This window comes from Pseudoalteromonas sp. GB43, assembly GCF_054923805.1.
In genome coordinates this window covers 3,386,581-3,400,764 of the sequence record NZ_JBPCHJ010000001.1, presented here as the reverse complement: position 1 = coordinate 3,400,764, position 14,184 = coordinate 3,386,581, and the positions used below count along the sequence as shown (strand labels likewise).

13 protein-coding genes are annotated in these 14,184 nt (G+C 41.4%); 1 reads left to right on the top strand and 12 read right to left on the bottom strand.

Annotated features, from left to right (window positions below; genetic code table 11):
- Positions 1-308: 308 nt before the first annotated feature.
- The 10 genes from ACRWSG_RS16200 to lrp all read right to left on the bottom strand — a co-directional run bounded on the left by ACRWSG_RS16200 (position 309) and on the right by lrp (position 11,281).
- Positions 309-659 carry a hypothetical protein gene (locus tag ACRWSG_RS16200; protein WP_462166744.1) on the bottom strand — a complete coding sequence of 117 codons (351 nt, stop codon included), beginning with the start codon at positions 657-659 and terminating at the stop codon, positions 309-311.
- Positions 656-1,003 (bottom strand): hypothetical protein, encoded by a 348-nt coding sequence (locus ACRWSG_RS16195; RefSeq protein WP_462166743.1) that lies wholly within the window; start codon positions 1,001-1,003, stop codon positions 656-658. The genes ACRWSG_RS16200 and ACRWSG_RS16195 overlap by 4 nt, the downstream gene beginning before the upstream one ends.
- A gap of 289 nt (positions 1,004-1,292) precedes the next feature.
- Positions 1,293-2,609, bottom strand: a complete 1,317-nt coding sequence (locus ACRWSG_RS16190) for an ABC1 kinase family protein (protein WP_462166742.1) — start codon at positions 2,607-2,609, stop codon at positions 1,293-1,295.
- A 178-nt stretch (positions 2,610-2,787) separates the two neighbouring features.
- A complete protein-coding gene (locus tag ACRWSG_RS16185; RefSeq protein ID WP_138600078.1) occupies positions 2,788-4,332 on the bottom strand; it encodes an arylsulfatase in 1,545 nt (514 codons plus the stop codon).
- 175 nt (positions 4,333-4,507) lie between these two features.
- Positions 4,508-5,812 carry a serine--tRNA ligase gene (serS, locus tag ACRWSG_RS16180; protein WP_166340717.1) on the bottom strand — a complete coding sequence of 435 codons (1,305 nt, stop codon included), beginning with the start codon at positions 5,810-5,812 and terminating at the stop codon, positions 4,508-4,510.
- Positions 5,813-5,821: 9 nt separating this feature from the next.
- The gene (crcB, locus tag ACRWSG_RS16175) at positions 5,822-6,187 is read right to left on the bottom strand and encodes a fluoride efflux transporter CrcB (protein WP_054553088.1); all 366 of its coding nucleotides are present in this window, start codon (positions 6,185-6,187) and stop codon (positions 5,822-5,824) included.
- Between the two features lie 13 nt (positions 6,188-6,200).
- A complete protein-coding gene (locus ACRWSG_RS16170; RefSeq protein ID WP_462166741.1) occupies positions 6,201-7,538 on the bottom strand; it encodes a replication-associated recombination protein A in 1,338 nt (445 codons plus the stop codon).
- A 3-nt stretch (positions 7,539-7,541) separates the two neighbouring features.
- Positions 7,542-8,168 carry an outer membrane lipoprotein periplasmic chaperone LolA gene (lolA, locus tag ACRWSG_RS16165; protein ID WP_194442391.1) on the bottom strand — a complete coding sequence of 209 codons (627 nt, stop codon included), beginning with the start codon at positions 8,166-8,168 and terminating at the stop codon, positions 7,542-7,544.
- A complete protein-coding gene (locus ACRWSG_RS16160; protein ID WP_194442392.1) occupies positions 8,168-10,660 on the bottom strand; it encodes a DNA translocase FtsK in 2,493 nt (830 codons plus the stop codon). Before ACRWSG_RS16160 ends, lolA begins: the two co-directional genes overlap by 1 nt.
- Positions 10,661-10,801: 141 nt before the next feature.
- A complete protein-coding gene (lrp, locus tag ACRWSG_RS16155; protein ID WP_054552971.1) occupies positions 10,802-11,281 on the bottom strand; it encodes a leucine-responsive transcriptional regulator Lrp in 480 nt (159 codons plus the stop codon).
- A 142-nt stretch (positions 11,282-11,423) separates the two neighbouring features.
- Here lrp and ald point away from each other — a divergent pair, with 142 nt between their 5' ends.
- Positions 11,424-12,545: an alanine dehydrogenase gene (gene ald / locus ACRWSG_RS16150; protein WP_462166739.1), complete on the top strand. Its 1,122-nt coding sequence runs from the start codon at positions 11,424-11,426 to the stop codon at positions 12,543-12,545.
- A gap of 95 nt (positions 12,546-12,640) precedes the next feature.
- Here ald and rluB read toward each other — a convergent pair whose 3' ends face one another.
- Together rluB and scpB are read right to left on the bottom strand one after the other, a co-directional pair.
- Positions 12,641-13,513 (bottom strand): 23S rRNA pseudouridine(2605) synthase RluB, encoded by an 873-nt coding sequence (rluB, locus tag ACRWSG_RS16145; protein WP_063704647.1) that lies wholly within the window; start codon positions 13,511-13,513, stop codon positions 12,641-12,643.
- Complete coding sequence (scpB, locus tag ACRWSG_RS16140; RefSeq protein WP_054552968.1) at positions 13,510-14,100, bottom strand: SMC-Scp complex subunit ScpB; 591 nt, start codon at positions 14,098-14,100, stop codon at positions 13,510-13,512. Before scpB ends, rluB begins: the two co-directional genes overlap by 4 nt.
- Positions 14,101-14,184: the final 84 nt, after the last annotated feature.

Here is a 14,184-nt window from a genome sequence, read left to right as displayed (position 1 = left end):
TTTTGAGTAGCTTGCTTTACCACAATCTCCAGAGTGTTATTTCGTTTTTAAAAGCCGCACATTCGGCTATCTTTCTCTGCCTTTACCTTATTAGGTCCCTTGATAGCTAAACTTTAGGTTTCGCACATAAATACTCTGGGCAGTAGCCAAGTAGTTCTTCTAAGTACTCAGCTAAAGTTTCTTTTATGTGGTCATAATTTATTATTTTCCCAGCTCTTTGCAATTGAATTAAATATTAGGAAAAACAATTAAATACCTAGTTAAAAACAAGAACTGATAAAAATAGCCCCACAATAATAAAAATCAGCTTAAAGCTTTTCTTTACCAAGATATATTTCTGATTTAGATTTTTTAATTAAAATTTCTTTTGATAAGAATCCCATAGAAAGCACCTCATCAAAAAACTTTAATCCTACAGCATAAAAAATTATAGCTGCAAGATAAATCATTAAGAATAAAACTAACTTAAAAAGAGTAAAACCAACTGAAAACAAGGTGAAAAATGATGATAAAACAAAGCAAAAAAGTACAGCTCTCCCAAACATTAGTTGAGTAAATGTAAATTTAATATCAGTACTCAACTCACCACCCGCATCTCTAAGTAAGAAATATATGGCCCCCCTTTTGAACAAGAGAATCGCATTCCTTGTAGAAGTCAAAAGAAGGACTTAATGGCAAGAATCGCATTAAAAATTTTTTCAGATGTAAAAGGTGACTTCCTGTATATTTTTTTCATTAATAGCCAACCGGGACCAGACAAAAAAATAAAGCTACCTAAATAAATAACAAACCCAATTGAGTACAATACAACTACAGATAAAGGTACAATCAAAACCAATAACTTTAATTCTAAATCACTGAGCTTTGATAATAAATTTAACTTAAAAAAGCCCCCTCCATTTATATAATCACCAATTAGTAAAAGAAGCAGGAGAAAAAAGCCTAAAAGTAACATTCCAAATATCATAAAAGCATTACTTCTGCCATAGTTCAGCTTTACCATGATACTTCCCTTTTCAATCTAACACTTTATTAATAACACTATAAAATTAATAAATCACTTAAAGTTTCCATTTTTTAAAATAAACTTAAAAACCGTATCCTACTTCTCATTAACTAACAACTTAATGCGTAAAGCACGCAAAAAAACAAACCTTTTAATAGTAATTACAGTGTTGAAAATATGTTCATTTGGAAAGTGATTTTATAAAATACAAAAGAATAATATTTTAAAGAATACAACCTTAAAATTATAACCTGTGGCAGAGCTATCAACTTTGAAGGGTAAACCCTCATTTTCTACAATTAAACTCCCTAAAAATACTACCCACATTCACTTTTGCGCCTAGCTTTGCAGCGATTAAAAACAAATTCGCTAGCTTTCTGTGAACGAACAAGGCATCTACGGGTGGTGCGTGCCAATGCACTGAGGCGGTACTCATTTTTAGGCCGAGTTCTTTAATTCGTTTTGGTAAGTCGCTATTCGCAAAATCATACTCACCTTGGTGGCGCAGTGGCTCGCAAGCGAGAAGAAATATATCGACGACATTATCTATATATTCTTGAGCGAGCCCTTGTTGAAAATAGCCAATTTGCTGTGCTGCTGTTGCAACGCCTGCTCTGTCGTTACTAATCGCACCAGATAATAACTGTAAGTAACCATCACTAATATGCTGAGGTAGTTCGCGGGTGGCGCCAAAGTCTAAAAGCACTAAGCGTTGATTGTCGATTTGATACTGATAATTGGCAAAGTTTGGATCAGTTTGAACTAGTTTAAAGCTAAATAATTCATATAAAAATAGGCTGAGTAACTGTTCAACCGCTTTATTACGTAAAGCTTGCTCTTTACTTGCCAGTTCATCTAGCTCTTGCCCTTCAACAAAACTCATGACTAAAACTTGAGAAGAACTAAGCGAATCAACCACATTTGGAATAAGGTAATTGTCATCACCCTTTAAACACTCGCTGTAGCGTTTTAAAAAACTCGCTTCTAATTCGTAGTCAGCTTCGTTTATAAGCTGCTGTTTTGCTTCCTCGATAAGAGGCTGTATTTCTACCTCTTTGGGTAATAAGCCACTGAGCTTGAGAAGGTAAGCTAAGTTATCAACATCACTGGCAATGCCTTTTGCAATACCTGGGTATTGCACTTTAACTGCTAACTTTTCGCCCGATTCTCGGTAAGCAATATGCACTTGCCCTATTGATGCCGCAGCAAATGGTCTGAGTTCAAAATGCGATAATTGCCCTAGCCACGCATCGCCCCAATGCTCACGCATTACTTTAACTAGCTGCTTTTGTGGCATGGGTGTCGCTTCTGCACGCAGCCTTGCTAAAATTGTAGATAGCTCAGGAGTAAGTAATTCGCCACTATCCATGGATAACAGCTGCCCCAATTTCATTGCAGCCCCGCGAAGATTTGCTAGCTGCTCTGCAAAGCGCTGAATATTTTTTGGCTGTAACAATAACTCTTGTCGTGATGTTTGCTTGCCGGTCGCCCATGCTTTTGTGCCTTCAAACAACATATTACCCGCAACTTTGCCTGCTAAAGAGCCAAGCCGAGCCGCTCTTGCAAAGCGTGATGTTGGAACAGATTTTTGTTTATCACTCATATTACTTCACACTATTAACTTAATGCTTTGAATACGTTGGTTGTTCGAGTTTAGATCGACTTTAGCTTTACTATCACTTGCCTTCTAGCCAAAAGCAAAAAGCCGCATGGTTAGCTTATTTGCTTCCCGATGCGGCTATTTATTTAATTAACAAGTCAATAATTTGTTTTATTGAGAGTTACTGCTTTCCAGACATCAACTGTTCCATTAGCTGGCTAAAGTCGAAGCTTGCTGCTTTTTGCAGTGGTGGATACTCTGATAGCGATTTTATGTGTTCGCCAAGTAGATGTTGCACAGGCTCATTCAGCCATTGCTTAGCTTGCACTATGTCTGAGCGGTCGGTTAAACCATCAAAGCTTTCAAACGGATCCATACGTATGTTATAGAAAATTGGGAACTTTTGCTTTTCATAAGGAGCATAATAATTTTCGCTCGTTTCAAAGTGCAGCTTCCATTGCTTGTAGCGAATCGCTTTTATACTTGATTCGTAATAGTAGAAAAAGTGATCACGGGCGCTTTGGTCAGTTTTGCCAAGCCAGTAATTCAAGTTATTTACGCCGTCAATCGGTTGCTTATGCTCTTTCAGCGCTTTTTTAGCAATATTAGGTTCACCTGCTGCTGCAGCCAAGGTTGTGTAAATATCCATGTGCGATTGAATACCGTTTAATACTGTATTTGCAGGTACTTTACCTGGCCAGCGAACAATCATAGGCACACGTACACCACCTTCATAGGTCGTCATTTTCTCACCACGGAAAGGCGTTGTACCACCATGTAATCGAGCACTGTGCTCCGGGCCATTATCTGTAGAATAAACAACAATAGTGTTATCAAGCACACCCATATCATCTAGTGCAGCCATTAACTCGCCCACTTGTTGATCATGTTCAATCAGACCACTGCCGTATAAATCATGCTCTGTGGTGTATTCTTCTGCTAAATAACGGCTCTCATCACTTAAACGCGTGTACATATGCATTCGGCTTGGGTTAAACCAAACAAAGAAAGGTTTATCTGCTTTTTTCGCTCGTTTAATAAAGTCTATGCTTGCGTCCATAAACTCTTTATCAACGGTTTTCATACGCTCACGAGAAAGCTGGCCAGTATCTTTAATTTTTTGTTTACCCACTTTGCCAAAACGTGGATCAACTGTTTTGTCATCTACATTTGTGGCGTAAGTATGTAAAACACCTCGCGTACCATATTTTTTGAAGAATTCAGGATCTTTCGGGTAATCACGTTGCTCAAACTCTTCTTGAGTATTTAAGTGATATAAATTCCCGAAAAACTCATCAAAGCCATGCACGGTTGGTAAGTGCTCGTTGCGATCACCTAAGTGGTTTTTACCAAATTGCCCTGTTGCATAACCCTGCTCTTTTAATACCTCGGCAAGGGTATAAGAACCCGCTTTTAAACCAAGCTCAGCGCCAGGTCGTCCCACTGTAGTCATGCCACTACGAATTGGATATTGACCTGTAATAAGTGCAGCGCGCCCTGCAGTACACGATGGTTGCGCGTAATGATCGGTAAACATTGCCCCTTCGTGGGCGAGTTTATCGATGTTTGGCGTTTTATAACCCATGGTACCAAGTCCATAAGCACTAACATTTTGCCAGCCAACATCATCGGGGAATATAATTAGAATATTGGGTTTGTCTTTAGCAAAAGCGACAGAGCTTGCTAAATATAAAGCAGCGGATGCTACGGCGAGTAGTCTTTTCATAACAGCAGTCCTTCGTGTATTTTAATAAAATACTATGTAGTTTAGTTTTTAAACTTGTAGTACTTTTTTTAGTCTACTAAAAATACTGTGTACCGCAATTATTATTAATGCTAGGCATAAAAAAACCGTATTTTCTGATCAAAATACGGTTTTTAAAACGTTATGAACTTAAACGTTATTTAATAACTTCTAAGCCACCCATGTAAGGGCGCAATACTTCTGGTACAACAATCGAGCCGTCTGCTTGTTGATAGTTCTCTAAGATTGCTACCAGTGTACGACCAACTGCTAAACCTGAACCATTTAGTGTATGAAGTAGCTCTGGCTTTTTCTCACCTTGACGACGGAAACGCGCTTGCATACGACGCGCTTGGAAATCAACCATGTTTGAACATGATGAGATTTCACGATAGGTGTTTTGTGCAGGTAACCATACTTCTAAATCATAAGTTTTTGCTGCACCAAAGCCCATATCACCCGTACATAAAATCACTTTACGGTATGGAAGTTCTAATGCTTGTAAGATTTGCTCAGCGTGACCTGTTAGCTCTTCTAGCGCTTGCATTGAATCTTCTGGTTTTACTAGTTGTACTAATTCAACTTTGTCGAATTGGTGCTGACGAATAAGACCACGTGTATCACGGCCATAGCTACCTGCTTCGCTACGGAAACAAGGCGTATGCGCTGTTAAACGAATTGGTAAGTCGCTTTCGTCGTAAATTTCGTCACGAGCACTGTTCGTAAGCGGTACTTCAGCTGTAGGAATTAAGCTAAAACCTGGTTGTTGCTGACCGTCGTCATCCACTAAACCTAATGTGTGGAATAAGTCACCAGCAAACTTAGGTAATTGGCTAGTGCCGTATAAGCTTGCGCTATTAACTAGGTAAGGCACATACATTTCTGTGTAGCCGTTTTTGTCTGTGTGCGTATCAAGCATGAACTGCGTAAGAGCACGGTGCATACGTGCAACTTGACCACGCATAACAGTGAAACGCGCGCCACTGATTTTAACGCCCATTTCAAAGTCTAGGCCGTTTACGTCTTGACCAACATCAACGTGATCTTTTACTTCAAAGTCGTATGACTTAGGCGTACCCCAGGTTGAAATTTCAACGTTTTGATCTTCGTCTTCACCTACAGGAACAGACTCATCAGGTAAGTTTGGAATAGCAAGTGCAATTTGCTTAAGCTCTTCAAGTACTGCGTCTTGCTCTGCTTTTACGCTGTCTAATTGATCGCCAAGGTTACTGACTGAATCAAGCAGTTGTTGTGCTTTTTCGTGCTCGCCTTTCGCTTTTGCTTGGCCGATAGCTTTGGAACTTGCATTACGCTCGCTTTGAAGTTCTTGCGTTTTTACTTGTAATGTTTTGCGTTTTTCTTCAAGTGCAGTTACCGCTGCAGTATCAAGTTCGTAACCGCGTGATGCTAAACGTGCAGCCGCTTGTTCGATATCTTGACGTAAATATTTAGAATCTAACATGTTCGATTTTTAACCTTTTTGCATTACCAGCTGAAGGCCCAGCCAAGCCATAAATATACACACCACCACGTTTAAGGTGATATTGAGGGCCATTTTAAAAAAGTGACCTTGTTGCAAGAGCAACAACGAATCCATTGAGAATGTTGAAAAGGTGGTCAATGCACCTAAAAAGCCAATACCAATTAAGGTTTTAGCGGGGCTAACAGCGATTATTTCTTTTTCAATCAAGCCGTATAAAATGCCCATTAACAATGAACCAAGAATATTAACTGTCAACGTGCCAAAAGGGAATCCCCTACCGAGCAGTTTTAGCATGGTTTCGCTAAGAAAATAGCGTAAACATGCCCCTGAAGCGCCACCCATTGCAATCATCATGTAAAGTTTCAAACTATTCATAACGTTTAATATCACTTTGCTCGTTGCGCTGGGTTAAATATTCCAGCTTTTGTTTTATTTTTTGTTCAAGCCCGCGGTCGGTTGGGAAGTAATACTGGCGATCATTAATTGCCTCAGGGAAATACTTTTCGCCTGCTGCAAACGCACCTTCCTCATTGTGTGCATACCGATATTCAGCGCCATAACCTAAGTCTTTCATTAAGCTGGTTGGTGCATTACGTAGATGCTCTGGCACCGGATGGCTCGGCTCATTTTTAGCATCTTGCATTGCTTGATTAAACGCCATATACACAGCGTTACTTTTCGGGGCACTGGCTAAATAAATGGTGGCTTGTGCAATAGCGCGCTCACCTTCACTTGGGCCAACACGTTGAAAAATATCCCACGCATTGAGTGCCACTTCCATTGCTCGCGGGTCGGCATTGCCAATATCTTCTGTAGCAATCGCTAATAATCGCCTTGCCACATAAAGCGGGTCGCCACCACCGGCTAAAATACGGCAATACCAATATAAAGCACCATCAGGTGAACTACCTCGCACTGACTTATGAAACGCTGAAATCAAGTCATAAAACTCATCACCGCCTTTGTCATACTTGGCTAAGTGAGTTGGTAGAACTTGACTTAGAACATGTTGATCAACAAGGTATTTACCCTGCTGCTCCGAGGTTAAATCAACAGCTTGTTCTAACAGGTTAAGCACTTTACGCGCATCGCCATCACTTGCTTGGCAAAGCGCTTGTTTAGCGTTTTCGGCAATTTCAATGTGTTTTTGGCTAAGCTCTACGTCTTCACGTAAAGCGCGTTCAATGACGTTAAATAAGTCGGCTTGTTCAAGCGCTTTTAAAACGTACACACGAGCACGAGACAGAATCGCGTTATTAAGTGCAAATGATGGGTTTTCGGTGGTCGCGCCAACAAAAATAAAAGTACCATCTTCGATATGTGGTAAAAATGCATCTTGCTGAGATTTATTAAAGCGATGCACTTCGTCAACAAACAATAAGGTGCGCTGCCCTCGCCCGGCAAGGTTTGCTTTTGCTTCGCTTACGGCATCACGAATGTCTTTTACACCTGCTGTGACTGCCGACATTTGAATAAGGCTGGCATCGGCATGATTTGCAATAATCTGCGCTAAGGTGGTTTTACCAACGCCTGGCGGCCCCCACAAAATGAGGCTGTGGCATCGACCTGCAAGAATCGCTTGGTAAAGAGGTTTATCGGGGCTTAAAAGGTGCTGCTGACCTATGTAGTCATTGAGTGTTTCGGGTCGCATGCGCGCCGCAAGTGGGCGCACATCAGGACCAAAATTAAATCCGAGATTACTCAAGCCTTAATCACCTTGGCTTTGGTCGTCAACTTCAACGCCTTCAGGAATGGTAAATTCAAAGGTTTGAGTTGCAAGTTCTTCGTTCACTTTAGCATCTTTAAAGGTAAATAAAGACTGCTGACCAGAGGTATCTAATACTGTCAGTGATGCTAGGCCTTGCTCTTTAGCGTTAAAGCTAATGTCTAACTTTTCAACTTGGCTCTCAACGCCTTTGTTTGGCGTGACGCTAAAACCTGCATCAGTTGCCACAACTTGGTATTTAGCCCACTGCTCTGGATCTTTTGAAGTCAACAACACAAATGGAGTTGAATCAATCAGGCTGTGGGTATTCATAATCGTTACTTGCTCTGCAAAGCTGTCGAAGTAATACGTTTTGTCGCCATTTGATACAAATAAAGTATCGTCTGGGCTTTGCTGTTGCCAGCGGATCATCATAGGTTGCTGAAGAGCAATATTCCCCTCACCTTGCATGATAACTTCGTCTTGCGAATCGGTAACCTGCTGTGAAAACTCTGCTTTAAAACTTTTAATCGCAGCCAGCTGTTGTTGCAACGCTTCGCTGTCGTCTGCAAAACTTTGACCGCTTAATAAACAGCCCATAATTAGGGCCAGGTATTTAATTTTTTTCATTAATTTGCTCCACCATTTGGCACTAAGACTTCGCGGGCACCGTTGTGTCCTGGTGCGCTAACAATGCCTGATGTTTCCATTTGTTCAACTAAGCGTGCTGCGCGGTTATAACCTACACGAAGCTTACGCTGTACACTCGATACCGACACTTTGCCGGTTTCAATTACAAATGATACTGCTTCATCGTAAAGCGGATCTGACTCTTCATCACCGTCTTCACTGGTTTCTCCTGGTAGTAAAATTTCTTCTGTGGCATCGCCACTTAAAATTTCATCAATATAATTTGGTTTACCACGTTTCTTCCAATCGTCTACAACCGCATGTACTTCGTGGTCGTCAACAAACGCGCCATGCACACGCACAGGCACACTGGTACCCGGCGGTAAGTAAAGCATGTCACCCATACCAAGTAAGTTTTCAGCACCTTGCTGATCTAAAATGGTACGCGAGTCAATTTTACTTGAAACTTGGAACGCCATACGGGTTGGAATATTCGCTTTAATCAAACCGGTAATTACGTCAACCGATGGGCGCTGTGTTGCTAGCACTAAGTGAATACCTGCAGCACGGGCTTTTTGCGCGATACGTGCAATCAGCTCTTCCACTTTTTTACCCACGATCATCATCATGTCGGCAAATTCGTCAATAACCACCACAATACTTGGCAGTTTATCTAGCTCTTCAGGGCCATCGGCCATGCCATCGGTGTCTTTAAACAGTGGATCTAGAATCGGTTGACCCGCTTCTTTGGCATCCAACACTTTTTGGTTGTAACCTTTTAAGTTACGAACACCAAGTGCCGACATCAGCTTATAACGACGTTCCATTTCGCCTACACACCAACGCAATGCATTGGCTGCTTCTTTCATGTCGGTCACAACTTCACATAATAAATGTGGGATGCCTTCGTACACAGAAAGTTCAAGCATTTTCGGGTCAATCATGATCATACGAACATCATCAGGGCCCGATTTGTACAGTAAGCTTAATATCATTACATTAACGCCCACTGACTTACCTGAACCTGTGGTACCCGCAACAAGTAAATGTGGCATTTTGCCAAGATCAGCACATACTGGCTCGCCAGCAATGTCTTTACCTAACACCATAGTCAGTGGTGATGGGTTTGATTCGAACTTAGGCGCGTTAATAACTTCACTTAAGCGCACAATTTCACGGTGTTTGTTAGGCAGCTCTAAACCAACATAAGTTTTACCCGGAATAACTTCTACCACACGTACGCTTACAGCAGACAGTGAACGTGCTAAATCTTTCGCTAGGCCAGTGATTTTAGCCACTTTAATACCCGGTGCTAAATCAAGCTCAAAACGCGTTACAACCGGACCTGGGTATACACCCACAACCGCAGCTTGAATATTAAAATCAAGTAATTTGGTTTCAACTAAACGCGAGATTCCATCAAGCTCTTCTTGTGATAATGGGTTTTTCGCTTTGTCTGGGCGGTCTAATAAATCAAGTGACGGTAACGGGTTTGCAGGCGGCTGCTCTTCAAGCAGTGCTTCAAATTTTTCTTTTGCCGTTGGTGGTGGCTCATATGAAGGTTTTGGTTTAGGCATAGGGCGCGCAGGCGAAACAACCGTTGTAACAGGTTTTTCTGGCTCAACGACTGGGCTCTGATCAAGCGCATTCAGTGCCGATACGGTATCGAATGATTCATCATCAAGGGCACTGAAACCAATTTCTTGGTCAAGAATATCGTCTAGTTCATCAAAGCCTTTAAAGTCATCATCGGCTTTTTCAGCAGGCTTTTGCTTAGGCTTAGTAGGCTTTGGCTCTTCTTCATCAGCGCTATTAAAGCTAATAGCTGGTTCGTTTTCTGGTTCTACAAAGTTAGCGTCTGGCTCTGTCGTGGCAATATCTTTAACAGCTTCTTTTTCACGATGTAGCCAAGCAGAAAATTGCTCACGTAAAAAGTAGAATGCTTTCATCACCCACTTACCGACAAAATCGACAAATTGCACCCACGAAATACCGGTTAATAGGGTTAAACCAGCAAAGAAAAAACACAGTAGTAAAATGGAGGTGCCGGTAAAATTAAAGGTAGGCATCATTGCTGTCGCAATAACATCTCCCACTACCCCACCAGATGAGAAGTTATAAATATCATCAAAATTAATACTGCTGATGGCAGTTGCTGAAGTAATAAACAGCGCAAAACCAATAACACGTAAGGCAAGCGTGGTGTAATCAAGCTGGAAAATACGGTGTGGTTGCTTAAACAATAAATAACCGAACAATTGAATAGCAACAGGCACTAAATAAGCAAGCCAGCCAAAAGTGAGTAATAGGATATCTGCAACCCAAGCTCCCGCTGTGCCGGTAATATTCTTAACATTAACAAATTCACCGGTTTGCGACCATGAAGGGTCCGCAGGATCAAAACTGATTAATGCACATAAAATAAATACTGCAGCAAAGGTGCTGATGATTAGCCCCGTTTCTAACAGTCTTTGAACACCATTTAGGCGCATAGCTCCCTATTCCTTATTATTCTTTACTGATCGATTAGCAGTGAAATACCTTAGCAGGAAATGCCGTTTGATGCACTTTATCTTAGCCTTGATGGACTGATAATGAACAAGTTTTTGTTACTCAATGTATATTTTAACAGTTTAGGCAATATATGGGCGAATAATGACCCCTTCTTCACCTTTTACTTCTTCCATTACCACATAAGTTCGGCTTTCACTGACATTTGGTAGTTTTAGTAGAATATCACCCAGTACATTTCGATATTCCGACATATCATTTACACGTGTTTTTAATAGAAAGTCGAAATTACCCGATACTAGATGGCATTCGATTATTTCGTCGTGCTTTTTAACTGCAGCGTTAAATTCTTCGAAAACATCTGGTGAGGTTTTAGTGATGGTTACTTCTACATAAACCGACAAACCTTGGCCAAGCTTAGCAGGATCCACTACTGCTTTATATCCAAGTATATAGCCCTCTCTTTCGAGCTTTTTTACCCGCTCCAAACAAGGGGTGGCACTTAGTCCTACACGCCTTGCCAGCTCTACGTTAGAGATCCGACCATCGAGCTGTAATTCCATTAAAATTTTACGGTCTATTCTGTCGAGTAATTGATGCATAAGCCAAACCAGAGTTTTGCACTGTTTAAAATATATTTTTAGATTATATCACTAGAATACCACTTAAAAAAGGTGAGACACACTGGCTGGTCATGAATATAATAGTCAAAAATTTTATCCCGTTCTATTAAGGCGAAAAACTATGATTATTGGTGTACCTAAAGAAATCAAAAACCATGAATACCGTGTAGGTATGGTTCCTGCGAGTGTTCGTGAACTAGTAAACCATGGCCACCAAGTGTTTGTTGAAACTGATGCTGGTATGGGCATTGGCTTCACTAACGAAGATTATGTTGCAGCTGGTGCTGAAATTTTACCAACAGCAGCGGACGTTTTTGCTAAAGCTGAAATGATCGTTAAAGTAAAAGAGCCACAAGCTGTTGAGCGTGCAATGTTACGCGAAGACCAAATTCTATTTACTTACCTTCACTTAGCACCGGATCTTCCACAAACTGAAGACCTAGTTAAAAGTGGCGCAGTGTGTATCGCTTACGAAACAGTAACTGATTCACGTGGCGGTTTACCTCTTCTAGCTCCTATGAGTGAAGTTGCTGGTCGTATGTCTATCCAAGCTGGTGCACAAGCGCTTGAAAAATCAAACCACGGTCGTGGTATGTTACTTGGTGGTGTACCAGGTGTTGAGCCAGCTAAAGTTGTTGTTATCGGCGGCGGCATGGTTGGTCGTAGCGCAGCGCAAATGGCTGTTGGCCTAGGTGCTGACGTTGTTGTTCTTGACCGTAACATCGACGTACTACGTGCATTAGACGCACAGTTCGGTAATAAAGTTAAAGCTATCTACTCTACTGCTGACGCACTAGAAAAACACGTACTAGAAGCTGACCTTGTGATCGGTGGCGTACTAATCCCAGGTGCAGCAGCGCCTAAACTAGTGACAGCTGAGCACATCAAAGCAATGAAGCCTGGTTCTGCAATCGTTGACGTTGCAATCGACCAAGGTGGTTGTATCGCAACTTCTAAGGCGACAACTCACGCTGATCCTACTTACATTGTTGATGACGTTGTTCACTACTGTGTTGCTAACATGCCAGGTGCTGTTCCACGTACTTCTACGTTCGCACTTAACAATGCAACATTACCGTTCATCATCAACCTTGCTAACAAAGGCTATAAGAAAGCGCTTCTTGACGATGTAAACTTCTTAAAAGGCTTAAACGTGATCAAAGGTAAAGTTACTTATAAAGAAGTAGCTGAAGCTTTCAACATGGAATATGTTGACCCACGTACAGCAGTTGAAAATGCTTAATTAGCATTGAAAACAAAAAAAGCAGCGAAATCGCTGCTTTTTTTATGCCTGTTTGCAAATAAATTAGTTTATCTGCAAACAATTATATTTTCTGATTAACGACGCTTAGTTTGTTTAGCGCGTTGATTGTGCTTTTTAACCGCTTTACGGATTTGGTTAATTTTAGCACGTTTGTCTTTACGCTTTTCAGGAATAACCGACAGCTTAGTTTGCGTTTCGCGGCCAAGTTGTACTGTTTTACGTAAATAGTTAACTGTGTCTAAATCAAGCTCAGCCCAACCACCTTGTGGCAAACGCTTATCAAGCTCTAACTTACCGTAACGAATACGGATAAGACGCGATACTTCAACATCTTGTGATTGCCATAAACGACGAACTTCGCGGTTACGACCTTCTGTTAAAGTCACATTGAACCAACGGTTGATACCTTCACCACCCATAGGTTTGATGTTTAAGAATTTCGCAGGACCATCATCAAGCTCAACGCCTTTTGTTAGAGTGCGTAGCGTTTCGTTAGTCACTTCACCAAACACACGAGCTGAGTACTCACGCTCTACTTCGTAGCTTGGGTGCATTAAACGGTTAGCAAGTTCACCATCGTTAGTAAACAGCATTAAACCTGCGGTATTAATATCTAATCGGCCAACTGCAATCCAGCGTTCGCCATCAACACGTGGTAAACGGTCAAATACCGTACGACGACCTTCTGGGTCTTTACGCGTACATAACTCACCTTCTGGTTTGTTATACATAAGCACACGACAAATACGGTCGGCTTTGTCTTCGATTTTCACTACGTGACCGTCAACACGAATTACATCGGTTGCTTCTACGCGGTCGCCTAAACGAGCCACTTTACCATTCACGCTCACGCGGTTGGCATCGATGTATTTTTCCATTTCACGACGTGAACCCACGCCAGCACGGGCTAATACTTTTTGTAACTTTTCAGTTTCTACATTACTCATTCAGATAGTTCTCTCACAGAAGGATCGCTCAATAGCTGGTTGATTTTACTCTCCTGAAGTTCAGGTAACGGCGGTAATTCATCTAAACCAGCTAATGAAAAATAATCTAAGAAAGCGGATGTTGTGGCATACAACGCTGGGCGCCCGGGCACCTCTTTATGGCCAACAACTCTAACCCACTCTCTTTCTAATAAGGTTTTAATTATTCCTGAGCCAACAGCGACCCCCCGTACTTGTTCAATTTCACCACGGGTAATAGGTTGTCTATAGGCAATCAAGGATAACGTTTCTAGTAGTGCTCGTGAGTATTTAGGTGCGCGCTCTTGCCATAAGTTTGCCAGCCAAGGCGCTAAACTAGCGCAGGCTTGAAACCTGTAACCGCTGCCTACTGCAACAAGCTTAATGCCTCGGGTTTGATAATGCGTTTGAATTTGTTCAATTGCATTATTAATGCGCGGCATAGATACGCTTAAATCAGCTAATACTGTCTCTTTTAAATGACGTTTAGACACAGGTTTTCCAGCAACAAAAATCGCGGCTTCTATGATTTCGACTAACTGTTCATCACTGATACGTTTTGTGGCCATTGCTACTAAAGGTCATTTTAAATCACTAACGCTCTATTATGACAGAAGTCGGCCAAGGTTGGAAAAATTATTGTAAAAAAGCCA

Coding starts and splice junctions, on each gene's coding strand:
- rluB (WP_063704647.1), bottom strand. CDS start 13,513: ATGAGTAATGTAGAAACTGAAAAGTTACAAAAAGTATTAGCCCGTGCT.
- ald (WP_462166739.1), top strand. CDS start 11,424: ATGATTATTGGTGTACCTAAAGAAATCAAAAACCATGAATACCGTGTA.
- lrp (WP_054552971.1), bottom strand. CDS start 11,281: ATGCATCAATTACTCGACAGAATAGACCGTAAAATTTTAATGGAATTA.
- crcB (WP_054553088.1), bottom strand. CDS start 6,187: ATGATGATTGCAATGGGTGGCGCTTCAGGGGCATGTTTACGCTATTTT.
- ACRWSG_RS16160 (WP_194442392.1), bottom strand. CDS start 10,660: ATGCGCCTAAATGGTGTTCAAAGACTGTTAGAAACGGGGCTAATCATC.
- lolA (WP_194442391.1), bottom strand. CDS start 8,168: ATGAAAAAAATTAAATACCTGGCCCTAATTATGGGCTGTTTATTAAGC.
- ACRWSG_RS16185 (WP_138600078.1), bottom strand. CDS start 4,332: ATGAAAAGACTACTCGCCGTAGCATCCGCTGCTTTATATTTAGCAAGC.
- ACRWSG_RS16190 (WP_462166742.1), bottom strand. CDS start 2,609: ATGAGTGATAAACAAAAATCTGTTCCAACATCACGCTTTGCAAGAGCG.
- ACRWSG_RS16195 (WP_462166743.1), bottom strand. CDS start 1,003: ATGGTAAAGCTGAACTATGGCAGAAGTAATGCTTTTATGATATTTGGA.
- serS (WP_166340717.1), bottom strand. CDS start 5,812: ATGTTAGATTCTAAATATTTACGTCAAGATATCGAACAAGCGGCTGCA.
- scpB (WP_054552968.1), bottom strand. CDS start 14,100: ATGGCCACAAAACGTATCAGTGATGAACAGTTAGTCGAAATCATAGAA.